Genomic DNA, 22,181 nt, shown 5'->3' with positions numbered 1-22,181 from the left:
TGACTTAACGTGGGGCAGATAGAATGTTTGTCCTGCGTTAATTTATCAATATGAGGTAGCGAGGAAAATGGTATGGTTTGAGGTTGCAATTCGGCTGGTGGTTGCTTTTTTATTAGGCTCTGCTTTGGGGTTTGAGCGTCAATGGCGACAAAGAATGGCGGGATTACGCACGAATACTTTGGTTTCTACTGGGGCAGCATTATTTGTCATTCTCTCGGTATTAACCCCTGAAGAGGCTAGCCCGACTCGAATTGCTGCACAAGTGGTTTCGGGAATTGGTTTCTTAGCAGGTGGGGTAATTTTACGGGAAGGGTTAACTGTTCGTGGCTTAAATACGGCGGCGACGATTTGGTGTGCCGCGGCAGTTGGTGCGTTATCAGGGGCAGGTTTTCTCTCGGAAGCCTTTATGGGCGCGATCGCGGTTTTATTGTCGAATACGGTTCTGCGATACTTTAGTCATAAAATTAATCAACAGCCTTTAGACGGAACAGACATCGAACTTTGCTATCAATGCTCCCTGACTTGTCGGGAAAAAGATGAAGCCCGAGTCCGCAGTTTGTTATTACAATCCCTCAGTATGGGGGACATGAAACTGCGATCTTTACGCAGTGAGGACATTGCAGAGGAAGCTGGAAAAGTCGTTGTCGAAGCAGAGTTAGCGACCCAAAATCGCAATGATAAGCTGTTAGAACAAGTAATTAGTCGTTTAAGTTTAGAGCCTATGATTACCAGTGCCAGCTGGACAATTTCTGAGCAACAATTGAGCTAGCTATTGTCTTATGATTTGGCTATCATACTTTTTTCTAAAAGTCAAACTTTTCTGAATACAGTGACTTTTAAAGAATTTTTGGTTTAGCATTTGACAAACCCTAAAATAATGGTTATTATAGTATTCGCGTTCTAAGGGACTGTAGTTCAATTGGTTAGAGCACTGCCCTGTCACGGCAGAAGTTGCGGGTTCGAGCCCCGTCAGTCCCGTTCTAACCTCACTATCTTAACGAGTCTGAAAAGGGCTTCAGTTAGGGTTGGGGCGACAAGGAAGGATTTTTTTCCATGACAAAGTCCCAGACTTTTTGCTCATAAGTGCCTCCCATGATCTCCCCAATATCATGATGACCAGCCCCTTCTACTAGCCAGAGTTCTGCTTCTCCTTTTGAGGCTTGATAAAGTTCTTTGCTCATTTCATAGGGGACGACAGGATCATTAGTGCCATGAATGTAGAAAATGGGCATATCAAGAGAAGATAGCTTTTCTTTTGAGTTAAACCGTTGTGTGAGTACCCAATTCAGGGGAAGCCAATTGTATTGCCCAATATGGGTCGCCATATCCTTGATAGAAGTAAAAGACCCCTCAACGATTAAACCTGGGATTTCTGGCTGGCGATTGGCTAATTCTAGCGCGATCGCGCCACCGAGAGAATGACCAAACACATATAAGTTATCGGGAGAAATATTCTGTTCTTCCACTAAATACCGCCAAGCGGCTTGGGCATCCTCATACACTCGTTCTTCATTCGGAAAGCGCCCCTCACTTTTCCCATATCCCCGATAATCAATGAGAAATACAGAAAATCCCACTGAATGAAAACGTTCCGCCCGAGGTAAATTGGTTCCCACATTGCCCCCATTACCGTGTAAATAGAGTAAAACAGGGGCCTCACTAGACTCACTGGGCATCCACCAGCCATGAATATATTCCTCCTCTCCCATGGGAATATAAACGGATTCATAGGGCAAGTTATACTCACTAGGAGTTGCCTGAATGATTTGAGAGGGGAAAAAGACCAGTTTTCTTTGGGTGGCAAATAGGGTAAAACCAGCCACTAAATACGCGATCGCGCCAACTGCTAAAACATAAATCATTGCTCTTAACCTAGACCTTAACCAACTCACCATTAACTAATTTCTGGACTTTGTTTATGCCAATCTGTTGCTTGTTCATAAACATAGGCTGTATGCAACAGTTGATCCTCTCTTAATACATTAGCAATCAACTGCATTCCAATCGGTAAGCCTTGAGAATCAAACCCACAAGGAAGATTGAGCGCTGGTAATCCTGCTAAACTTACAGGAACGGTTGTTAAGTCCGATAGATACATACTCAAGGGATCATCCGTTTTTTCTCCTGCCTTAAACGCCGTCGTTGGTGCTGTGGGACACACTAATAAATCTACTGACTCAAACGCCTTCTGAAAATCCTGTTTAATCAGCGTTCTTACCTTTTGCGCCTTCAAATAATAAGCATCATAATAACCTGCTGAAAGGGTATAAGTTCCCACCATAATGCGACGTTTTACCTCGGCACCAAACCCCTCCGCACGGGTCTTAGTGTACATTGAGAGTAAATTGTCTGCCTCCTCACTGCGTTTTCCATAGCGCACCGCATCATACCGCGCCAAATTAGAAGACGCTTCCGAAGGAGCAATAATATAATAAGCAGGCAACCCATAACGGAAACGAGGACAAGAGATCTCTACAATTTCTGCACCGAGCGCCTTAAATTGTTCAATTCCCGCTTCAACCGCCGTTTTAACCTCCTCAGAGAGTCCTTCGCCAAAAGTTTCTGTGATTACGCCAATTTTGAGCTTGCGATCTTTGGGTAACTCAGGGGTTAAATATTGGGTATAGTCGGGAATCTCAATATTTAAACTTGTGCTATCGGCTGGATCATGACCTGCGATCGCGCCTAATAAAACCGCTGCATCCTCTACACTACGCCCAAAAGAGCCAATTTGATCCAAAGAAGAAGCAAACGCCACTAAACCAAAGCGAGACACTAAGCCATAAGTGGGTTTAATTCCCACCACACCACAAAAAGACGCAGGTTGACGAATTGATCCCCCTGTATCTGAACCCAACGCCGCCACACATTCTTCCGCCGCCACTGCAGCGGCTGAACCTCCTGATGATCCCCCAGGAACTCGTGAGGTATCCCAAGGATTAGACGTTAGGGCATAAGCCGAATTTTCCGTAGAACTCCCCATCGCAAACTCATCAAGATTCGTTTTCCCCACTAATACCGCCCCAGCTTGCTTTAACTTACCCGTTACCGTTGACTCATAAGGAGGGACAAAATTCTCTAAAATCCGAGAGCCACAAGTAGTTGGCACTCCCGTCATACACATATTATCTTTTACCCCAATGGGAAGCCCTTCTAATAAACCAATCTCCTCTCCTGAAGCAATTTTTTCATCCACCTTTTTCGCTGTAGCTTCTGCTTCCTCTTTCATCAAGTGAAGAAAACTATGTAACTTCGGTTCTAACGCTTCAATACGCGCGAAGGTTTCTTGGGTTAGTTCTTGTGCAGAGCGTTCCTTATTAACTAACTGTTGATGTAACTCTCGGATTGATGCCATAGTAAATCGCTTAATAAAAGATAGAATTGGTGAAACTTCCCCAGATTATATCAATTACAGACAATTCCAGAACTATCCCGCCTCATTTCAAAACCAATCTAGAGAATGTTATAACAAAAAGTGAATTATTTGAGAAGAAACTCATTATGGAAGCAGAAGCGGTCGAAATTGCAGAACTGCCTAATATTTTAGTTTTCGGTCTATTTTTAATGTTCGGCGGACGAGCCTATGCCATTGCTCGTTATCTGCGTCTGCCTCGGGTTACCCTACTTGTAATTTCAGGAATTATTATTGGCCCCTCCTTCTTAAACCTCGTTCCTGACGAAATTGTGGGACTCTTTCCCATTATGTCCTACATTGCACTATCCATGATTGCTTTTAGGCTCGGGGAAACCTTTATTAACTTCGATCTTCTCAAAACGGGGCCGAAAATTTTTGCTATTTCTTTCGGTAAAACTCTAGTGGCAGCCACCCTTGTTTTTACCATAGCCTACTGGATTCAAAATGATCTGGTTTTAGCCCTCTTGCTAGCAGGATTAGCCCCAGCTTCGGCACCTGCTGCCACCCTTGATGTCATTAGCGAAACCAACGCTAAAGGGCCTCTAACCGATACCATTGTTCGAGTCTTAGCAACTGATAACGTTTTAGGCATTACCCTCTTTAGCATTTTCTTAGTGGTTGGGGAAATTATTACTGGCGCTGGAAACCCCTCTCAAGAAATGATTGCTGGAGCTTGGGAAATTGGAGGAGCTTTTCTCCTTGGTTTAGTAATTGGTTGGCCGATGGCTCGTTTAGCTGGGGCTTTAAAAAAAGGAAAACCCAGTTTATTAGAAATTACAGGGTTCCTTCTTCTGTGTACTGGTTTAGCTTACCAATTGCACGTGTCTTATCTCTTGGCTTGTATCGTGCTTGGTGCGACAGTGGCAAAAAATCGCGCTCAACCGAAAACAAATATTTTTGGCACAATTGAAGAAGTCAGTGAACCTTTCTTGGTGATTTTCTTCCTTTTAGCAGGGTGTGAGTTAGATGTTTCAGCACTGGCTTCTCTGGGCTTAATTGGGATTCTGTATGTTTTCGCCCGTTGTTTGGGGTTTGTCATTGGAGGTGGAATTGCTGCTCGTTTAGTCAATGCAGAACCAGTCGTGCAAGAAAATATTGGCTGGAGCTTATTTCCCCAAGCAGGAGTAGCATTAGGATTAGCTGTTCTTACTCTTGACCATTTCCCAGGCTTAGGTCAGTTTCTAGTATCAATTATTGTTAGCACTACAGTTATCTTTGAATTGTTTGGCCCCACGGTTACCCAATGGCGTTTATTTAAAGCGAAAGAAACCATCCAAGCAGCAGAAACCGTTTCTTCTGATGATTTACCCTTTGTGCAAAAAAGTAAGTAAGTATGGTGTTTGTTAGTCATTAGTTATTAGTCATTTGTCATTAGTTATTGGTCATTGGTTTATTTATAAAGGACAAAAATCTCAAGAAGCGTGAAAACTGCTAGAGTTATTAGTTAAGTTATATACAAGGAAAAAATGGGAATTCAATTAACAACTGGACAAAAATTTTCTCTTAGAAAGCAAGCCCCCGGATTAAATGTTCTTCTCTGTGGATTACGTTGGGAAGTAAGGCAAAAAAAAGGACTGAAAAAAATATTTCAATCAGATTTAGATTTAGATATTTCAGTGTTATGCTTAAACGAAGCAGGTAAAATAGAAAAAAGTAGTGATGTCGTTTATTATGGCAACTTAACCCATCCTTCCGGAGCAATTAGTCATTTAGGGGATAATTTAACAGGAGAAAATATTACCCCAGTAGCCACCGAAAAACATGAGGATGAAGATGAAACAGAAATCCATGATAAGGAACAAATTTTAGTAACGCTCCCCCAAGTGCCAAAACGGATTAAAAGGTTAGTTATCTTTACAAATATCTATGAGGCTGCTTCTCGCCGTCAAAATTTAGGACAACTAGAAAATGCCCATGTCCGTTTAGTAGATTTAGAGCATGAGGAAGAAATTGCTTCTTATGATTTAAGCCATGATGATTTTAAAGATGATACAGGCATGATTTTAGCAGAAATTTATCGTCAGGAAAATCAATGGCAAGTAGAAGTTGTGGGGAAGGGAGTGAAAGTAGCTAGTTTACAAGAATTAGTAGAACAGTATTATGAATACTAAATTCAAGAAATTAAAGTACAATAGCGAGGTGATAATTGTGTTAACGATATCTGAAGTTGTCCCGCTAATAATTGTTGATGAAATAGAATGTTGAAGAAACAGCAAAAAATAATAATTTTTCTCGCTATCATGGCAAGTGTTTTATTGACTTTACAAACAGTAGCCAATAGTTATTCAATGTCAGAACGTTCAGAAATACGGGGAACTTGGCTTACGAATATTGATAGTGAAATATTATTTTCCACTTCCGCATTAGATGAGGCAATTAATCGTTTAGAAAAGTTGAATTTTAATACTCTCTATCCCACGGTTTGGCAAGGCGGATATTCTCTTTATCCCAGTCAAATTACTGAAGAAGTTTATGGAGAAAAAGTGTATCCAATTTCGGGATTGGAATCTCGGGATATGTTAGCAGAGGTAATTGCAAAAGGGCATGAAGCAGGAATGAGAGTAATTCCTTGGTTTGAATTTGGCTTTATGGCTCCTGCAGACTCAGCTTTAGCCCAGCAACACCCGGAATGGTTAACTCAACGCCAAGATGGAACGCAAATTGAAATGAAAGGAGAAGATGAAATTGTTTGGCTGAATCCCTTTCATCCTGAGGTACAAGAGTTTATTCTGGATTTAGTTACAGAAATTGTGGGAAATTATGACGTAGATGGGATTCAATTTGATGATCATTTTGCCTTATCTGTGGAATTTGGGTATGACGATTATACAAAGGAACTATATCAAACAGAAATTAATGCTAATCCTCCAGAAGATCCTCGGGAAACCTTTTGGGTGCGCTGGCGTGCTGATCAATTAAATCAGTTTATGGAAAAGCTGTTTCATACGATTAAAGCAACTAATCCTAATTGTTTAGTTTCAGTTTCTCCTAATCCGCTACATTTTTCGTTACCTAGTTCGCTTCAAGACTGGTTTACTTGGGAAAGAAAAGGCTATGTTGAAGAATTAGTTTTACAGGTTTATCGTCGCGATTTAGAACAGTTTAATTCTGAATTAGAGAGAACTGAAGTTGAATTAGCCAAGGATCATATTCCCTTTGCGGTTGGCATTTTAAGTGGTTTGAAAGATAATCCCACCCCCATAGAAATGGTTTCTAAACAAGTTAAAGCAGTGCGCGATCGCGATTTTGATGGGGTTTCCTTCTTCTTTTATGAAAGCCTCTGGCATTGGGGAGAAAAGTCCCCACAAGAGCGAGAAACTGTCATTTCTAACCTATTTAATTAAATTAGAAAACCCGATAGCCCCCAAAATGATATAACCTGTGGAGTGGTATATCGTTTCGTAAAGGCATAAGGAGATTATCTTGGAACGGACATTTATTATGATTAAGCCTGATGGCGTACAACGGGGCTTAACGGGAGAAATCGTCAAGCGTTTAGAGCAAAAAGGCTTTAATCTTGTCGCTATGAAAATGATGAACGTCTCTCGGGAACTTGCCGAAAAACACTATGACGTTCACAGTGATAAACCTTTCTTTGGCAACTTAGTTGAATTTATTACTTCTGCGCCTGTAGTTGCTACGGTTTGGGAAGGGGAAGGCGTTGTCGCTTCCGCCAGAAAAATTATTGGGGCAACTAATCCGCTTACTGCCGAACCTGGAACGATTCGCGGTGATTATGGCATCAGTATTGGGCGGAATTTAATTCATGGCTCTGATGCTGTGGAAACTGCACAAAGAGAAATTGCTCTCTGGTTTGAGGAGTCGGAACTCACCACCTGGAAACCAGCTCTTCAAAATTGGATTTACGAATAGTCCTTTTTTTCATTAAGCCCTCTCTACACTTAAGAGAGGGTTTTTTTGCCTAATAGTTGCCACCTTGTTCTCTGTCTGTCATGCTAGTAATGTTAAGCTTTATTAAGATAATAAGTTTAAGCCTTAACACATAAGAAAAAGATTATCCATGAGCTTAACTAGCAAAATTCGATAATCAAAGACGATTTTGAAATATACAATCTATTTTTAGGAGATTTTAACTAATTACATGACAACAACGATTGGGAAAACAGCAAAAGATACCTCTATCCCTCCAGACACTCGCTTACGAGATATTGTCAAAACCCTTCCGAAAGAGTGCTTTCAAAAAAATCCCCGCAAAGCGTGGTTCTCTGCCTTAACAAGTGTTCTTGCCGCCGTATTTGGCTATAGCGCTATTGCCTATTCCCCTTGGTTTCTTCTCCCTTTTGCTTGGGTTTTCACAGGAACAGCTTTAACAGGATGGTTTGTTATTGCCCATGACTGTGGACATCGTTCTTTTGCTAAAAAACCTTGGGTGAATGATGTTGTCGGTCATATTTTCTTACTGCCTTTGATCTATCCTTTCCATAGTTGGCGTGTTTTGCATAATCTCCATCATCAACACACAAATAAGTTAATGGTGGATAATGCTTGGCATCCTTGGTTTGTGGAGGAATATGAACAAACCCCGCAACCCCTACGCTTTTTCTATGGTCTATTCCGAGGACGTTTATGGTGGCTATCCTCAATTCTGCACTGGCTACGATTTCACTTTAATCCTGCGGAAGTGCCACCTCGGGAACAGAAAAGAGTTAAGTTATCCGTTGCAGTGGTGGCGATGTTTGCTCTGATTTTCTTTCCTACTTTGTACCTAACTACTGGTATTTGGGGAGTAGTAAAGTTCTGGTTAATGCCTTGGCTGGTTTATCATTTCTGGATGAGTACGTTTACCTTAGTTCATCATACGGATCAAGAAATTCCATTTCGTGATGAAAAGAATTGGAATGAAGTCGAATCTCAATTATGCGGAACGGTTCATTGCAATTATCCCCGCTGGATTGAATTTCTTTGCCACGATATTAATGTCCATATTCCCCATCATCTTTCTGTGGCGATTCCAGCTTATAATTTACGTCTCGCCCATGAGAGTTTGACCGAAAACTGGGGAGAGTATCTACAGATACGAGATTTTTCTTGGGAGATGATGAAAGATATTGTTGATGAATGTCATCTTTATGATGCCGATCAGGCTTATATCTCCTATCAGACTTATCGGGAAAGGAACAAATAAAATTTACTGTAAAATTTTGTTACAGTTGATTCGGTGTTGTTTGTCCTTCGTCCTTTGTTGTTGGTAAACCAATGACCAATGACTAATGACTAATGACTAATGACTAATGACCAATGACCAATGACTAATGACTAATGACTAATGACTCATCGAATCACTGTAACCTGACTTTTTACTTTTTAGCTTGCTTCACCATAGCAATTAAGGTGTGGTGAGCATCTTCTGAGTCTTGCAGGGAATGATCAAAAGTAACGCGGACGGGAACTTCTTTTCCGTCAACGGTGGCAACAAGATTCATTCCCTCATTATCAATGGAATTGAGAACTGCTGCTTCAGCTTCAGGGGTTTTCCCGAAGGTTTGGGCATAAAGAAGTACCGAGTCGCTGTGGTCTTCATTCATGTGTTTACAAATGCGATCGCTGATTTGAGGGGTAAGGGGATCAGCCATATTTATTCATGACAAAAGTTGACGACATTTTCTAGTTTATCGGTTTTTTGCGGATAAACCACTTCAGGACGACGAATTAGAATTAACGGGATATTGAGGGCTTTCGCCACTGCTTTTTTGGTGTCTTCTCCCCCTGCTTTTCCTGAGGCTTTACTGACGATTAAAGAGATTTCCCATTGTTCACAGAGAGCTTTTTCTAGTTGATAGCTGACAGGCGGGCGCAGGGCAATAAGTTGTTTTTGAGTAAATCCTGCTGCTAAGGCTTTTTCTACAGAGAGAACACTGGGGAGAATACGAGCAAATAATGTGGCTTGCTCATGCCAAGATTGAAATTGGGGTAATGCTTTGTAACCAACGGTTAGTAGAACTCGCTGTTGGGTAAGGTAATCGCCGTTAATAAGGGTTTTGAAACTATCGAGGGTAATAACCTGCTGATTATCGGGTTCTGTCACTTGGGGACGTTCATAACGTAAGTAGGGAAGATGAAACTGTTGGGAGAGCGCGATCGCGCTTTCTGAGATTTCCACAGCATAGGGGTGAGAGGCATCAACAATGCGATCAATGTTTTTGGTTTCAATTAATCTCTCCATTTCCTCTCTCGATAATGCCCCGACTTTTACGGTGATTAAATCAGAGTCTGGATAGAGCGCGATCGCGCTTTGCGTTGTTACTGTCACCACACAGGGCCAACTGTTAGCTACTAATTTCTCAGCAATACTGGCACTTTCTTGAGTTCCACCAATTAACCAAACTTGTTTCATCAAATCGCCATGAAATAAAAAAAGGGTCAACCAAATGGTTAACCCGTTGCAGCTTGGGAACGCGCAGTAGAGACGCTGTCTAAAACGTCTGTACCAACTTAAATGCTACTGAACCACCAATTGGACGTTCGCATTTTGAAGACCACGTTGCTTCGCTTGAGACAGGGTTTTGTTAACTGCGTATTTTTGGTTAATAGAGTTGATTAACTCAGTTTGATTGTGCTTTTTAGCAACGCCCCAGAGATCAGCGATGAGATCGAAAGTTCCGTCACTGTTTTCGGACCAACCTAAGTCATATTCGCCTTCCAATTCAGCAACGATATCAGCACGGAGACGTTGACCATTGTAGCCACGAACGTCAGCGTTGGTTTTAACGGTTAAACCGAGGTCGCTTAAGGAAGACTTGAGAACTTCGGCATCGCTGATTTTGGTACGGAGAGTGCTAAAGTGAGACATAGGGATTTCCTCCTAGATAGAAAGTGAACTGTGTTTTGACAAAGCGCGATCGCGTTATGTTAAGATTATTTGCGATCACTTTTGGTTATGTTAACTAGCGAAGTCGCTAGTCTTTCCTCCTGTTGGTAGCAGGAGAGAAAGCCTGTTAGAACTCCATGCGCTGGTATTCAGCCACGGAGGATGACGCAGGTCGTGCGCGTTGATGCGCCCATTCTCGTAGTGCATTGACCTGCTCGGTCATCGTTCGGGACAGTGGTTGAGTTGACTTGAGAGCCGCAATAATATCAAGTTGCGTAAACTCTCGGTCTTGAGCGAAAGCATCATACATTGCAGCGACTAATGCTTGCTCAATCTCTGCCCCTGAAAATCCTTCTGATAATTTGGCTAACTGATCGATGTCGAAGCGAGAAATATCGGAACGTCGTTTTGTCAAGTGAATACGGAAAATATCGCCTCTTTCTTCAGTATTAGGGAGATCCACAAAGAAAATTTCATCAAAGCGTCCCTTCCGTAAAAATTCTCCAGGTAAACGTTCCACACGGTTAGCCGTTGCCATTACAAAAACTGGCGACTCTTTTTCCTGCATCCAAGTTAGAAATGACCCAAAGATCCGACTAGATGTTCCACCATCGGAGTCTGATGAACCAGCACTTCCTGAAAAGGCTTTATCAAGTTCATCAATAAATAGGATAGCAGGAGAAATGGATTCTGCGGTTTTTAGCGCATTGCGGAGGTTTGCTTCCGAACGCCCTACCGTTGAGCCGTCATAGATGCGACCCATATCTAATCTTAACAGCGGTAATCCCCATAAGCGAGAAGTGGTTTTTGCTGTTAAAGACTTACCACACCCTGGCACTCCGAGAATTAACATCCCTTTCGGTTGCGGAAGACCATAGTTTCTCGCTTTTTCCGTAAAGGCTTCTGAGCGTAAGGTTAACCAGCGTTTCAGTTCTTCTAAACCACCGATATTATCTATGGTTTCGTCTTCTTCTAGAAACTCTAGGATGCCATTACGACGAATTAGCTGCTTTTTCTCGGAGAGAACCACTTCCACCTCTGCTTCTGTGAAGCGTTCGGCGGTTACGTAAACCTTGCGGTAAACTTTTTCTGCTTCATCACGGGTTAAGCCTAAGGTTGCTCTTAAGAGCTTTTCTCGAACTTGCGGATCAAGAGGACCATGATTTGTTCTCTCGAGTTGCTTGTTTAGAACTTCCTCCAACTCATTTAAGTCTGGTAAAGGATAGTCTAAAACGACAACTTCTTTTTCGAGTTCGGTGGGAACTTCTTGCACAGGTGACATGACAACAATAATTTTGTCTGTTCCCTTAAAGCTCGCGATCGCGTCCCTTAACCACCGTGTTGTTGCAGGGGAGTCAATGAATGGATGTAAATCCTTAAAGATATAAATCCCTGGTTCCTTCTGTCGAACTACCCACTCGATAGCTGCCTCAGGAGATACGGTATTGCGCTGGGGAGTTTGCTGAGTTTGGCCGTACTCTTTAATGCCTTGGGTTACTGTCCAGACATAAACTGAACGAGACTTGGCTTGGTTGGCAATCTCTGCAATTGCTTGTTCAGCTCGCTCCTCTTCAGGAGTGACGAGATAAATCAGAGGATATTGAGCTTTAATTAAGACACCTAGCTCTTCGCGCATGGCTTTTAACCTTATCCTTAGTGCAGTCCTATCCTTGCGGTTAGGGTTTACTTAACAGGGAACCAATTGTTCTTGGTCTTGAGAGTCGGAGTGGTTAGCTGCTTTTACCCGTTGACCCACTTGTTCTGTGGTGAGTTCATCAGCTTTCACCGTTGGTTGCTCTTTGAGAGCTTTCAGTTCACCTTCTTGCATGACCAGGGCGCTTTCACACTCTGGGCATTCGTAGATGCGATAGGTCTGACCTTGTCTCTGCTCTTGCACTTCTTCTACTATTTCCGAATGGTTAAGGTAGAAGGTTACCGCCTGCTCAACGAGGTCTGACATCGTATTCGCACTGGTGGCAGCCTTTATTTTTAGCTGTCGGTGAACATCTGGTGGGATGTAAAGCGTAACCTTTTGCTTATCTGACATAACGTTTATTTTTGTTGTACCCGGGTATTGATTGCTACTATAGCTAGGTTTTTGATAACCGTCAAGCCATTAAGACAGCATGACGGTATTTTGTAACATATCTTTACATTAAACGGCTTAAGCGGCGGAATTATGTTCGCGATCGCTGCTGGTAACCGTTAACTCTGGCGTTTCAGAAGTAGCCTCTGCTGTTTCTTGACTTGCTTTAGCTTTCAAATATGCGTCTAACTGGGCTTCGATTTTTTCTTTCACCAGTTCACGATAGGCTAAGAAATGTTCTCCTAAAGCGCACAGAGAGAGGTAACTTCCCCAGAGTTTGGGTTTCGCGCGATAAATATGGAACAGATATTTCCAAAATGTCCAGCGAGTTTTCCGTAATACCCCTTGCCGCCAAAAGACAATTGCCATAGCGCGAAGGGTGACAAAGTCTATCTTGCGAGACTTTCGCTTATGCTTGGGTTCGCCAATGAGGAGAAATTGATTGTAAGCGCGATCGAGATAATTTTGCGGATCATATAACTCCCAAAACGCCTCAATATACTCCTTAGCAATATCTTCAATAGGACGAGTAGGGGAAAAATTCATCAAAGTGGTTTGATTAATATTGGCACTGTCTCCTAGCATCCGTCCTTCTCGTTGCAAACGATTCCATAACCCTGTATCGGGGAGGGCTTGCAACATACTGAACATCGCCAGAGTAATCGAGGTATTATTCACAAATTGAACAATGCGTTCTCCGGCTCTTGGTTTCTCCCCATCGAAACCAATAATAAAGCCTGCTGTCACTCGTAAGCCATAGCGCATAATTGTTTTCACCGATTCCGAAAGGGGATCACGGGTATTTTGATGTTTTTTGGTTAAGGCTAAACTTTCTTCATCAGGGGTTTCGATTCCCAGGAAGACAGAATTAAAATTCGCCTCCACCATTAACTCCATCAACTCTGGATCTTGGGCGAGATCCACAGAAGCCTCAGTGTTGAGAGTAAAGGGATAATTTCTTTCTACCATCCAAGTCTTTAACTCTCGCAACAATAACTTCACATTGCGCTTATTCCCAATGAAGTTATCATCTACCACAAAGATGCTACGTTGCCATCCCAGTTGGTAAAGAGTTTCTAATTCAGCAAGGAATTGTTCAGGGGTCTTCGTCCGTGGTTTCCGCCCATAGAGAACAATAATATCGCAAAATTCACATTGAAAGGGACATCCCCGAGAGAATTGTGCCGACATGTTGTCGTAGGCTTCCAATTCTAGTAAGTCATAGCGAGGAATTGGGGTTTGAGTGACATCGGGTTTTTCTTCGGCACGAAATTCACCGCTGGTTTCTCCGCGTTCCAATGCTTCTACAAATTTCGGAAGGGTAATTTCTCCTTCATCAAGCACTAGATAATCTGCCCCACTTTCTCGGGCTTCATGGGGTAAAGCCGTGGGATAGGGACCCCCAACAGCCACAGGTTTTCCTCGCCGTTTTGCTTCCTGAATTTGGGCGTTAAAGTCTTCTTTTTGGACAATCATTGCCGAAACAATGACGATTTCTGCCCATTCCCATTCTTCTTCTGTTACGTCTCGCACATTACGGTCAACTAGCTTGAAGTCCCAGTCTTGGGGGAGAATTGCAGGAACGGTAATTAAGCCTAAAGGGGGTAAAAAGGCTTTACGATTAACTAAGGCAATGGCTTTATTAAAAGACCAAAAACTTTCGGGAAATAGAGGATAAAGTAGTAAGGCACGCATAGAAGAAACTGCTTATTAGCATTATAATTCTTTTCTGAATAGCATAAAGAAACTAAAGAAACCAACTTTTGTTAAGAAATAAAACCGCTAATTGCCCTTATTTTAATTATTTTTTAAGATTTTAATTCCTTTAAGTGATCCAATGAGCCAAATTGAGTTTTAATTAAAATGGGGGTTGTTATCTTTTTTTGTCTGTTATTATGAGAATGATAATCATTTAAGATTGGAAATCATAATGAGTTCTCTTTCTCTCATTGCCGTTGCTGGCCCCTCAGGGAGTGGTAAAACAACTTGGATTAATCAGTTTTTAGGAGAACAGACAACTCCCGCTTATTATCTCCGCCCTGGCTTAGAGAAGGCTTCAGTTGATATCGGAGCTATTAATTATCGCTTTCCTTCTGTTGAGGTGGTTTCGGATACCCAAGCCCAAACGGTACTGAGTCAGAGATTACGCCTTCCTAAACGGAAGGCGCCTGCTCTGACCGTTGGTCAGCTACCCGAAAAAGCAACAGTTTATATGGAAGTAGGGTTTCATCTAGATTTAGCCTCGTCTTGTCTTACCTCATTTCCGTTTCATCGAGTGGCAGTTTTACCGCCAGAAATGGAGTCATCACAATGGCATGAGTGGGCGGATCAAGTGGTGCAAGGAAATAGCGTTGAATCGGCTCGTAATGGGCAATTACCCAATATTTGGTGTACTCCTCTCAGGGGACAAGTTTTTGATCCAGCTAGTTTAGATACTATTTGGACAGAATTGACTGGGGGGGCTTATGGACAAGTGCAACGGGCAAAGGGAATTTTTGAAGTGCCTGATGGGAGTCTTGTGCAGATTGATTTTGTTGATGGGCTTTCTGGTAGTGAGTATCGAAATTTAAATGTTTCTCCTTGGCTAGATGGGCGGCCGAATCGTTTTAGTGGTCTGGAAGTGGTGGGTTGGGAATTAGAGGAAAGCGCGATCGCGCAAGCAGTATTAGACAGTTGTTTATCTGATCACGTTATCAAACAGTATCAAAGTTATTATCAAGAGGTAGTGTCATCATGAAATTAGCGGTTATTTCCTGCATTCATGGCAATTACGAAGCGCTAAAAGCCGTTTTATCCGATATTGAAGCACAAAAAGCCGATCACATTTATTGTCTTGGAGATTTAGTTGGATATGGCCCTTACCCCAATGAAGTAGTAGAGTTAATTCGTTCTCTCAACATTCCCACCTGTCAAGGCTGTTGGGATGAAGATGTAGTGGAGGGATTAGATGCTTGTGAATGTAGCTATCCTTCCCAGATTGCAGAAAAACGAGGCAGAATTGCCCATGAATGGACAAACGAGGTAATTAAACCTGAAAACCGTGAATACTTAGCCAATCTTCCTATGACGCTAAGTTACAACAATCTTTGTTTTGTTCATGGTAGCCCCAACAGCCAACATGAATATTTATTACCAGATACTTCTGCATTCATTGCGATGGAACGGGTTTTATCCACAGGGGCAGATACTTTATTCTGTGGACATACTCATATTCCCTATGTCCGTCACCTAGACAATATGAACTTATCGGTGAAAATTCAAGACACACAAGCAAGAGAACAACAACAACACTTTACCACTCCCCTCAAACAAATTATTAATGCTGGCTCAGTAGGAGAACCGCGTCATGGTAAGCCTGATGCAACTTATGTTTTGTACGATACAGAAACCCACGAAGTTACCTTACGGGAAGTTCCTTATAACTACACTGAAACTTGTTTAGCCATTTTAGAACAGGGATTACCTCCTATTTTTGCTTGGCGGTTAGCACGAGGGATGGAATTTGCAGAAAAAGCAGATGATCCCACTCACGTTTGTCAGAAATAAGATTAGGAATTAATATGAGTCATTGGGCAATTTTAAGTGGTATTGAAGGGAATTTAGCGGCTTACGAAGCAGTTCTTGCGGATATTAAGCAACAAGAAATTCCTGTCACTGAGATTTATATTTTAGGGGATGTGATTGGACTAGGAGGGAATAATGAAGAGGTGGTCAAACGCATTCAGTTTCCCCAGTCTGGTGAAGTAGAACCACAAGTTTGTACAGGTTGGTGGGAAGAACAATGTTTTAATTTATATGCACTGAGTGGCTTTGGCGATGCACCAGAATTGAAGGAACGTTATGGCTCTGATGGTGTCTTAAAACTCTGGGAGTCGGTTTCCCGAGAGACAGTGCAATGGTTACGCAATTTGGCTTTTGGGTTTCATGAGGAAGACTGTTTACTAATTCATGGCAGCACAGTGAGTTATGATGACGAATTAACCCCTGAAACGCCAGCCATTCAAATCTGCGATCGCGTTTTACGAGCAGAAGCTAATACTCTTTTTTGTGGACGTTCTGGACTTGCATTTGAATACTGTCTGGAAAATGCCAATGTTAACTCCACAGTTCGCACTTTAGATCAGGCTACTAATGATTCTTCAGAAACCCAACCTTTACTACGAGTGATTGGTGTTGGAAATGTGGGAAGAAATGCGAATCAGGGAACTTATACTCTTTATGAACCAGTAACAGGAGAAGTGAAGTTTCAAACCGTTAACTTTCCAATTACGCTTCTAGGATAAATTTAACGAAAAAAGCAATGGCAATTCCCCAAACAATTGGCGAAATCTCCCTTAATTTTCCTTGAAAAGTTTTAATAATTGGATAGGAAATAAAACCAGCTGCTAATCCATCGGCAATTGAATAACTTAAAGGCATTACAGCAATTGTTAAAAAAGCAGGGATTGCCTCTGAGAAATCATCCCATTCAATAATGGTTACACTTCTTGCCATTAAAACGCCAACAATAATCAAAGCTGGAGCAGTGGCTAAACTAGGAATTCCAGAAAGGAAAGGAATAAAAAAAACTGATAATAAAAATAAAGTGGCGGTAACAACTGCCGTAAAACCAGTTCTTCCTCCCTCAGCAACTCCTGATGCAGATTCAATATAGCTAGTAACTGTAGAAGTACCAAAAATTGCCCCGAAAGTTGTTCCGACTGCATCAGCAAACAAAGCTCGATTTACTTTTGGGAAATTGCCATTTTGATCAATATAACCAGCCCGCATTCCTAAACCTGTAATTGTCCCGATGGTATCAAAAAAATCTACAAATAAAAGAACAAATAAAACTGTGATTAATTCTCCAATTGCTTCTGGAGAAATATCAGTTAATCCTATCCAGGCTTGTCCAAATAAATGAGACGGAACGCTAGGAACACCAACTATAGCGGTGGGCCAAGGAGCAACTCCCCCTATCCAGGCGATTAAAGCAGTTGCTAAAATTCCCAGTAAAAGCCCTCCTTGTAACCATTGTACTAAAGCGACGCTGAGAAATAATCCGACAATGGTAATTCCAGTTTGTGGACTTCCTAGATTTCCTAAAGTGGTTAAAGTGGTTTCAGATTCAGTAATTAAGCCAGCACTTTGGAAAGCAATATAAGCAATAAACCCTCCGATACCAGCAGTGGTAGCAGCTTTAAGACATTGAGGAATCGCATTAACTACCTGAGTGCGAAGATTAGTCACTGTGAGGAAAATGAACAAGATTCCTTCTAGAAAAACTGCCCCTAAAGCGGTTTGCCACGGGATTCCTGAAGTTAAAACTACTGAAAAGGCAAAATAAGCGTTCAATCCCATTCCTGGGGCTAATGCAAAGGGAAAGCGGGCATAAATTCCCATCACAAAAGTCGCGATCGCGGCAGAAATGGCAGTAGCGATCGCGAGTTCATCAAATAAATCCCCAGCTTCCTCTAGAAAGATAGCATTGGAAAGAATATCAGGATTAGCGATGAGGATATACGCCATGGTAATAAATGTGGTAAACCCTGCAACAGTTTCTCTCTTAAAATTGGTCTGTAGCTGATCAAATTGAAAATATGTCTTGATAGGATTCGTTGATTCTTGTTCTTCTGTTGGTTTTGTCATGAAATAGATTTCCCAAATAGAAGTTGATATTTAATTTACCAATTTAGAAGATTTTGGCGCACGTTGAATAACTAATTTTCCATTACTAAGTTTGAGAATCGTTGATTTTCGACATTCGCATGAAAAGCTGAACCAAAAAGGAAAGGTTGTGTAATGATGGGAGGAGAGAGGTAAAGGAGGACAACCCATGAGTCAACAACCGCAATGGAAACGCGAAGGGCAACAGAAAAAAGCACAGAAAACCCCTAAAAATGCTCCTCGTAAGCGCAAACAGCTTAAGCATTGGCGTTCAAAGTTAAAAAAGGCAAAGAAATCTTAGTTTTGATGAGAGAAAACTCATGTTTAATCAAGAAGTTGTAACCCTTCATAATAACTTATATCAAATGGATAAATGTTTGCTACAGTTTGCTTGGGGAGATGGGGAGACAAAGGAGATGGGGAGACAAGGAGACAAGGAGACAAGGAGACAACGTGAAAAAATTACTTATGTGTAGCATGAATTAATCAATTTCATATTACTTTCTCCTAAAACTGATCAAGAAAGGTTGGCTATAGCAGTTTTCACTCTCAATGAGGTACATTCTTAATTGTTTTATCCTTCTTCCTTTGTAAACCAATGACTAATATTGATCAATTGTGATTTCCACTTTTTATTGCAACTCCTTTATACATATAGCCAATAATTTCGGGTTCAGTTTCTAACTTAAACTTTTCCAAATCAAGAAAGGAGAAGTATGAAGAAATTAAGGCTTCTATATTGCGGTTAAGATGGCAACCATCGCCGACAATTTTTTGTAGTGGTGTGAGACGATTTTGCCAAATTTGCACTTTTGGGTTATCGCTTAACCCATGTTCGATAAAGAAAAACCGTCCTTCTGGTTTCAAAACACGCTGGATTTCCTGTAAAGCCTGATCAATATTAGCAATACTGCATAATGTCCATGTACTAACCACTGTATCAAAAGATTCTTCTGCAAAGGGTAAGTTATCCCCATTTAAAACTTTAGATTCAACGGAAAAAGGAGCATTAGCAATCCGTTTTTGGGCAAGTTTATTCATGCCAAAGTTAACATCAACAGTGGTTAAACTATTAATTGTTTCAGGATAATAAGCTAGGTTTAAGCCTGTTCCAAAACCAATTTCTAAAACATCGCCACTGACATCTTTTAAGAGCATTTGACGATACTGCGCGATCGCGCTACTTGCCATTGTCAAATCTAAAAGACGCGGAAAAATATATTGTGAATACAGTTTCATCTATTTTGTCTATATTGGAAGCACAGTTATCATTCTAAGTGCAAAGTTTGGTTGCAGACATTATATATATTTTCCATAGCTTCACATTATATAACAATCAGCAATGATTCATAAGGAATTTTTGGGGCAAGTTGCGTTTTGACTTAGCTTTACTTTTTAATCAAAAAAAAATTCAACCACCTTGTGATTTGTCCCGTTTGTCATCATCCTGATAATAAAAACAATTTTCAAAGACTCAGTTGAAGTTTCTAGTTATTGATGAAAATAGTCATAAATCTGTTTGGCTAAACTTTTTCCAATTCCTGGGACTGCTTCTAGTTGTTCTAAATTAGCTTGTCGGATATATTCAAGGGAACGAAAATGGGCAAGGAGGGTTTGTTGGCGTTGGAAGCCTAAACCTGGAATGTCATCAAGGCGCGATCGCTGCATTTTTTTCGTGCGCTGTTGACGATGGAAACTAACAGCAAATCGGTGGGCTTCGTCTCTTAAGCGTCGCAAAAGTTGAACCCCCGGCTGTTCAGAATCAGTTTCTAGGGGAGTCGTAGCAGCAGGCAGGAAAATTTCTTCTCGTTGTTTGGCTAAACTAATCACCGCCACATCTTCTAAGAGGTTCATTTGTTGTAATTGTTCCACTACAGCAGAAAGTTGCCCTTTTCCCCCATCAATCATTACTAAATCAGGAAATTCAGGGTCTTCTTGTCGAGGTAAATCAGGATTTTCCGCGTATTTCCGAAAGCGACGACGAATCACCTCGGCTAAACTGGCAAAGTCGTCAGAATGCCCAGAATGGACGTTTGCATCTTTAATTTTATAGCGCCGATAATCTTGTTTAGCAGGAATACCATCAATAAAAACCACTTGCGATCCCACAGCATTTGATCCCTGAATATGAGAAATATCGTAGCCTTCGATACGACGTGGCGGCTCAGGAAGGTCTAATATATTGGCTAGGTCTTCTAATGCTTGTTGATTGCGGTCGGCAGCTCGCTGTGTTCTTTCTAATTCATGGCGAGCGTTTTGTTCTACCATCTGGATTAGTTCAGCTTTGGCTTGGCGTTGAGGGACATTAAGGGTAACTTTGCGCCCTCGACGTTCGGTTAACCAGTTGCTAATTAAGTCTTGATCAGGAAGGGCTTGGGGCAAGAGAATTTCGCTGGGAATTTCCATTTCTTCGACGGTAGCGTAATGATCTTGAATCACTCGTTGTAAAATGTCTTCAGGATTGGCTGAGAAAGATAAATCAAGGAAAAACCCTAAACGTCCCACTAATTTTCCTGCCCGAACTTGGAAAAGTTGAATGCAGGCGTGCTGAGAATTGGAACATAGCGCGATCGCGTCACGGGAGACAGTATCATCAGGTAAAGAAACTTTCTGATCCGCATTTAACTGTTGTAACGCCTGAATTTGATCCCGTAGTTTTGCTGCTTGTTCAAAGTCTAAATTTTCCGCAGCAGTTTCCATCTGGGTAGAAAGTTCTCGCACTAATTCCTGTGATCGTCCCTGAAAAATCATGGCAACTTTTTGTAGGGTTTGACGGTATTCTTCAGGAGAAATCAGTTGCTGACAAACCCCAGGGCATCTTCCTAAATCATAGTTTAAGCAAGGACGGTCTTTAAATAAGGGGCGTGGACGTTGGCGCAGGGGGAAAATACGTTTAATTAAGCCTAAAGTCCGCCGTAGTGCGCCTGTATCCACATAGGGGCCATAATAGCGATCTTTAACGTTTCCTCGTCGCCGTTTGCGCGTGATAAAGATACGGGGATAATCTTCTGACCAAGTAATACAGAGATAGGGATATTTTTTGTCGTCTTTGAGGAGAACATTAAAATAGGGTTGTTCTTGTTTAACTAAATTGGCTTCTAAGGCAAGGGCTTCTGCTTCGGTGTCAGTAACGATAAACTCAATATCAGCCACTTGTTGCACCATTAGCTGTTTTGATTCGCTAAGGGTTTGAGAAGGGCGAAAATAGGAACGAACCCGAGATCGCAGTTTCGTTGATTTCCCAATATAAATAATATTGCCAGCGCGATCGCGCATTAAATAAACGCCCGGCTGCATGGGAATTTCCTGCAATCGGGCTTCTAAGTCTTCGCGGTTGTGAATTAAAGTCTTAACCGTAGTTGTCATGGTTAATTTAAGCTCAAGAAATCATCGAGGGCTTTCACCATTTTCGGGGGCCAACGACGCACCGTCTCTAACCATTCTATATCCCGATAACGAGCATCACTGCCCATCACTGCTACCCAGTTACTTTCGGCTTCTCCTTCTTTTCCTTGCGCCCATAACATCGCTGTTAAAGCAGCCCGAACATCAGGAAAGTCAGGATACTTGCGGACTAAATTTCGGGTTTCTTTCAGGGCTTCTTCTTCATCCCCCACTTGATAATGATTTAAAGCGGCATTCGCCCGAGCAATGGCAAAATCAGGATTAAGGGAGGTAGCTTGTTCATAGTCGCTAATCGCCTCCTGATAATTGCCTTTCCCTGCTTGGGCGTTTCCCCGATTATTGTACGCCATCGCATCTTCAGGGCTCAGTTCTAAGACTTTATTATAATCCGCGATCGCGCTATCCCAATCTTGTTGAATTTCATAAGCAATCCCTCGATTTAGATAGGGATCAGGTTCATTTGGGGCAATGGCAATAGCATGATCATAATCCGCGATCGCGCTTTCAATTTTATTCTGACTTAAGCGCACATTACCACGATTACTCCACACTGCTGGATTTTGGGGAAACATTTCTAGTAATTCTCCCCAATAGGTTTCTGATTTTGCCAAATCTCCTTCTTTGATCGCTTCAAAGGCTTTTTCGGCAATTTCATCTCCCTTTTGTAACTGTTCTTCTGTAATTTCGGGAGCAGTATCTTGCGCCCAACTGGGAGTGGGGAAACTTAATAAAAATAGGACTAGAAATAAACTAATGAATAAGCGCATAATTTTTTATTGGTTATTTGTAGCTGTTTTGAG

Annotated in this window: 23 protein-coding genes and 1 tRNA gene; 12 read left to right on the top strand and 12 right to left on the bottom strand. The window is 41.7% G+C overall.

From position 1 onward, the window contains the following. Nucleotides 1-67: 67 nt before the first annotated feature. Together FRE64_RS16400 and FRE64_RS16395 are read left to right on the top strand one after the other, a co-directional pair. Entirely contained in the window at nucleotides 68-769 is a 702-nt protein-coding gene (locus FRE64_RS16400) for an MgtC/SapB family protein (RefSeq protein WP_146297218.1), read from the top strand. Nucleotides 770-904: 135 nt separating this feature from the next. Further along, nucleotides 905-978: transfer RNA gene (locus FRE64_RS16395), tRNA-Asp, on the top strand. 41 nt (nucleotides 979-1,019) lie between these two features. On the opposite strand, the gene FRE64_RS16390 is transcribed toward FRE64_RS16395, so the two are convergent. Further along, nucleotides 1,020-1,862, bottom strand: coding sequence for an alpha/beta hydrolase (locus FRE64_RS16390; RefSeq protein ID WP_246140353.1), 843 nt, complete (start codon nucleotides 1,860-1,862; stop codon nucleotides 1,020-1,022). 32 nt (nucleotides 1,863-1,894) lie between these two features. Further along, nucleotides 1,895-3,355 (bottom strand): Asp-tRNA(Asn)/Glu-tRNA(Gln) amidotransferase subunit GatA, encoded by a 1,461-nt coding sequence (gene gatA, locus FRE64_RS16385; protein WP_146297216.1) that lies wholly within the window; start codon nucleotides 3,353-3,355, stop codon nucleotides 1,895-1,897. Nucleotides 3,356-3,501: 146 nt separating this feature from the next. Here gatA and FRE64_RS16380 point away from each other — a divergent pair, with 146 nt between their 5' ends. From FRE64_RS16380 to FRE64_RS16360, 5 genes are all read left to right on the top strand, one after another. Beyond that, nucleotides 3,502-4,746 carry a cation:proton antiporter gene (locus FRE64_RS16380; RefSeq protein ID WP_146297215.1) on the top strand — a complete coding sequence of 415 codons (1,245 nt, stop codon included), beginning with the start codon at nucleotides 3,502-3,504 and terminating at the stop codon, nucleotides 4,744-4,746. Between the two features lie 135 nt (nucleotides 4,747-4,881). Then, the gene (locus FRE64_RS16375) at nucleotides 4,882-5,526 is read left to right on the top strand and encodes a TerD family protein (RefSeq protein WP_146297214.1); all 645 of its coding nucleotides are present in this window, start codon (nucleotides 4,882-4,884) and stop codon (nucleotides 5,524-5,526) included. 129 nt (nucleotides 5,527-5,655) lie between these two features. Further along, nucleotides 5,656-6,759, top strand: a complete 1,104-nt coding sequence (locus tag FRE64_RS16370; protein ID WP_246140352.1) for a glycoside hydrolase family 10 protein — start codon at nucleotides 5,656-5,658, stop codon at nucleotides 6,757-6,759. Nucleotides 6,760-6,838: 79 nt separating this feature from the next. Next, nucleotides 6,839-7,288 carry a nucleoside-diphosphate kinase gene (gene ndk / locus FRE64_RS16365; protein WP_146297212.1) on the top strand — a complete coding sequence of 150 codons (450 nt, stop codon included), beginning with the start codon at nucleotides 6,839-6,841 and terminating at the stop codon, nucleotides 7,286-7,288. Between the two features lie 229 nt (nucleotides 7,289-7,517). Continuing rightward, a complete protein-coding gene (locus FRE64_RS16360; RefSeq protein ID WP_146297211.1) occupies nucleotides 7,518-8,561 on the top strand; it encodes a fatty acid desaturase in 1,044 nt (347 codons plus the stop codon). 172 nt (nucleotides 8,562-8,733) lie between these two features. On the opposite strand, the gene FRE64_RS16355 is transcribed toward FRE64_RS16360, so the two are convergent. The 6 genes from FRE64_RS16355 to FRE64_RS16330 form a co-directional block, all read right to left on the bottom strand. Beyond that, entirely contained in the window at nucleotides 8,734-9,009 is a 276-nt protein-coding gene (locus tag FRE64_RS16355) for a DUF2470 domain-containing protein (protein WP_146297210.1), read from the bottom strand. Nucleotides 9,010-9,011: 2 nt separating this feature from the next. Then, nucleotides 9,012-9,770 carry a cobalt-precorrin-6A reductase gene (locus FRE64_RS16350; RefSeq protein WP_146297209.1) on the bottom strand — a complete coding sequence of 253 codons (759 nt, stop codon included), beginning with the start codon at nucleotides 9,768-9,770 and terminating at the stop codon, nucleotides 9,012-9,014. A gap of 105 nt (nucleotides 9,771-9,875) precedes the next feature. Continuing rightward, nucleotides 9,876-10,226 (bottom strand): DUF1257 domain-containing protein, encoded by a 351-nt coding sequence (locus FRE64_RS16345; RefSeq protein ID WP_146297208.1) that lies wholly within the window; start codon nucleotides 10,224-10,226, stop codon nucleotides 9,876-9,878. A 145-nt stretch (nucleotides 10,227-10,371) separates the two neighbouring features. Next, entirely contained in the window at nucleotides 10,372-11,880 is a 1,509-nt protein-coding gene (gene ycf46 / locus FRE64_RS16340; protein ID WP_146297207.1) for a stress-responsive protein Ycf46, read from the bottom strand. 51 nt (nucleotides 11,881-11,931) lie between these two features. Then, entirely contained in the window at nucleotides 11,932-12,204 is a 273-nt protein-coding gene (locus FRE64_RS16335) for a hypothetical protein (RefSeq protein ID WP_246140351.1), read from the bottom strand. A gap of 204 nt (nucleotides 12,205-12,408) precedes the next feature. Then, complete coding sequence (locus FRE64_RS16330; protein WP_146297205.1) at nucleotides 12,409-14,025, bottom strand: B12-binding domain-containing radical SAM protein; 1,617 nt, start codon at nucleotides 14,023-14,025, stop codon at nucleotides 12,409-12,411. Nucleotides 14,026-14,260: 235 nt separating this feature from the next. Between FRE64_RS16330 and FRE64_RS16325 the strand changes: the two genes are divergently transcribed. The 3 genes from FRE64_RS16325 to FRE64_RS16315 are packed head-to-tail and all read left to right on the top strand — an operon-like array spanning nucleotide 14,261 to nucleotide 16,613. Beyond that, nucleotides 14,261-15,067, top strand: a complete 807-nt coding sequence (locus FRE64_RS16325) for a CobW family GTP-binding protein (protein ID WP_146297204.1) — start codon at nucleotides 14,261-14,263, stop codon at nucleotides 15,065-15,067. Beyond that, nucleotides 15,064-15,876: a metallophosphoesterase family protein gene (locus FRE64_RS16320; RefSeq protein WP_146297203.1), complete on the top strand. Its 813-nt coding sequence runs from the start codon at nucleotides 15,064-15,066 to the stop codon at nucleotides 15,874-15,876. Before FRE64_RS16325 ends, FRE64_RS16320 begins: the two co-directional genes overlap by 4 nt. 14 nt (nucleotides 15,877-15,890) lie before the next feature. Then, the gene (locus FRE64_RS16315) at nucleotides 15,891-16,613 is read left to right on the top strand and encodes a metallophosphoesterase family protein (RefSeq protein ID WP_146297202.1); all 723 of its coding nucleotides are present in this window, start codon (nucleotides 15,891-15,893) and stop codon (nucleotides 16,611-16,613) included. Here FRE64_RS16315 and FRE64_RS16310 read toward each other — a convergent pair. Further along, nucleotides 16,597-17,958 (bottom strand): NCS2 family permease, encoded by a 1,362-nt coding sequence (locus tag FRE64_RS16310; RefSeq protein ID WP_146297201.1) that lies wholly within the window; start codon nucleotides 17,956-17,958, stop codon nucleotides 16,597-16,599. The two genes, FRE64_RS16315 and FRE64_RS16310, sit on opposite strands and share 17 nt — an antisense overlap. Before the next feature lie 187 nt (nucleotides 17,959-18,145). On the opposite strand from FRE64_RS16310, the gene FRE64_RS18135 reads away from it, so the two are divergent. Together FRE64_RS18135 and FRE64_RS17605 are read left to right on the top strand one after the other, a co-directional pair. Next, a complete protein-coding gene (locus FRE64_RS18135) occupies nucleotides 18,146-18,277 on the top strand; it encodes a hypothetical protein (RefSeq protein WP_281286886.1) in 132 nt (43 codons plus the stop codon). 19 nt (nucleotides 18,278-18,296) lie between these two features. Further along, entirely contained in the window at nucleotides 18,297-18,452 is a 156-nt protein-coding gene (locus tag FRE64_RS17605; RefSeq protein WP_186708884.1) for a hypothetical protein, read from the top strand. Nucleotides 18,453-18,588: 136 nt separating this feature from the next. Here FRE64_RS17605 and FRE64_RS16305 read toward each other — a convergent pair whose 3' ends face one another. From FRE64_RS16305 to FRE64_RS16295, 3 genes are all read right to left on the bottom strand, one after another. Then, a complete protein-coding gene (locus tag FRE64_RS16305; RefSeq protein WP_146297200.1) occupies nucleotides 18,589-19,215 on the bottom strand; it encodes a class I SAM-dependent methyltransferase in 627 nt (208 codons plus the stop codon). 252 nt (nucleotides 19,216-19,467) lie between these two features. Beyond that, entirely contained in the window at nucleotides 19,468-21,342 is a 1,875-nt protein-coding gene (gene uvrC, locus FRE64_RS16300; protein ID WP_146297199.1) for an excinuclease ABC subunit UvrC, read from the bottom strand. A gap of 2 nt (nucleotides 21,343-21,344) precedes the next feature. After that, nucleotides 21,345-22,148, bottom strand: coding sequence for a tetratricopeptide repeat protein (locus FRE64_RS16295; RefSeq protein WP_186708882.1), 804 nt, complete (start codon nucleotides 22,146-22,148; stop codon nucleotides 21,345-21,347). Nucleotides 22,149-22,181: the final 33 nt, after the last annotated feature.

The sequence above is a fragment of the Euhalothece natronophila Z-M001 genome (assembly GCF_007904085.1).
Lineage (GTDB): Bacteria > Cyanobacteriota > Cyanobacteriia > Cyanobacteriales > Rubidibacteraceae > Halothece > Halothece natronophila.
The sequence above is the reverse complement of the archived record's forward strand: the minus strand, read 5'-3'. Positions and strand labels throughout refer to the sequence as shown.

Excerpts from the sequence above, each read along its gene's own strand:
- FRE64_RS16345 (WP_146297208.1), bottom strand. The coding sequence starts at position 10,226 with ATGTCTCACTTTAGCACTCTCCGTACCAAAATCAGCGATGCCGAAGTT.
- FRE64_RS16390 (WP_246140353.1), bottom strand. The coding sequence starts at position 1,862 with ATGATTTATGTTTTAGCAGTTGGCGCGATCGCGTATTTAGTGGCTGGT.
- FRE64_RS16320 (WP_146297203.1), top strand. The coding sequence starts at position 15,064 with ATGAAATTAGCGGTTATTTCCTGCATTCATGGCAATTACGAAGCGCTA.
- FRE64_RS16370 (WP_246140352.1), top strand. The coding sequence starts at position 5,656 with ATGGCAAGTGTTTTATTGACTTTACAAACAGTAGCCAATAGTTATTCA.
- FRE64_RS16315 (WP_146297202.1), top strand. The coding sequence starts at position 15,891 with ATGAGTCATTGGGCAATTTTAAGTGGTATTGAAGGGAATTTAGCGGCT.
- FRE64_RS16350 (WP_146297209.1), bottom strand. The coding sequence starts at position 9,770 with ATGAAACAAGTTTGGTTAATTGGTGGAACTCAAGAAAGTGCCAGTATT.
- gatA (WP_146297216.1), bottom strand. The coding sequence starts at position 3,355 with ATGGCATCAATCCGAGAGTTACATCAACAGTTAGTTAATAAGGAACGC.
- FRE64_RS16330 (WP_146297205.1), bottom strand. The coding sequence starts at position 14,025 with ATGCGTGCCTTACTACTTTATCCTCTATTTCCCGAAAGTTTTTGGTCT.
- uvrC (WP_146297199.1), bottom strand. The coding sequence starts at position 21,342 with ATGACAACTACGGTTAAGACTTTAATTCACAACCGCGAAGACTTAGAA.
- FRE64_RS17605 (WP_186708884.1), top strand. The coding sequence starts at position 18,297 with ATGTTTAATCAAGAAGTTGTAACCCTTCATAATAACTTATATCAAATG.
- FRE64_RS16335 (WP_246140351.1), bottom strand. The coding sequence starts at position 12,204 with ATGTCAGACCTCGTTGAGCAGGCGGTAACCTTCTACCTTAACCATTCG.
- FRE64_RS16310 (WP_146297201.1), bottom strand. The coding sequence starts at position 17,958 with ATGACAAAACCAACAGAAGAACAAGAATCAACGAATCCTATCAAGACA.
- FRE64_RS16295 (WP_186708882.1), bottom strand. The coding sequence starts at position 22,148 with ATGCGCTTATTCATTAGTTTATTTCTAGTCCTATTTTTATTAAGTTTC.
- FRE64_RS16375 (WP_146297214.1), top strand. The coding sequence starts at position 4,882 with ATGGGAATTCAATTAACAACTGGACAAAAATTTTCTCTTAGAAAGCAA.
- FRE64_RS16380 (WP_146297215.1), top strand. The coding sequence starts at position 3,502 with ATGGAAGCAGAAGCGGTCGAAATTGCAGAACTGCCTAATATTTTAGTT.
- FRE64_RS16355 (WP_146297210.1), bottom strand. The coding sequence starts at position 9,009 with ATGGCTGATCCCCTTACCCCTCAAATCAGCGATCGCATTTGTAAACAC.
- FRE64_RS16400 (WP_146297218.1), top strand. The coding sequence starts at position 68 with ATGGTATGGTTTGAGGTTGCAATTCGGCTGGTGGTTGCTTTTTTATTA.
- ycf46 (WP_146297207.1), bottom strand. The coding sequence starts at position 11,880 with ATGCGCGAAGAGCTAGGTGTCTTAATTAAAGCTCAATATCCTCTGATT.
- FRE64_RS16360 (WP_146297211.1), top strand. The coding sequence starts at position 7,518 with ATGACAACAACGATTGGGAAAACAGCAAAAGATACCTCTATCCCTCCA.
- FRE64_RS16325 (WP_146297204.1), top strand. The coding sequence starts at position 14,261 with ATGAGTTCTCTTTCTCTCATTGCCGTTGCTGGCCCCTCAGGGAGTGGT.
- FRE64_RS16305 (WP_146297200.1), bottom strand. The coding sequence starts at position 19,215 with ATGAAACTGTATTCACAATATATTTTTCCGCGTCTTTTAGATTTGACA.
- FRE64_RS18135 (WP_281286886.1), top strand. The coding sequence starts at position 18,146 with ATGAGTCAACAACCGCAATGGAAACGCGAAGGGCAACAGAAAAAAGCA.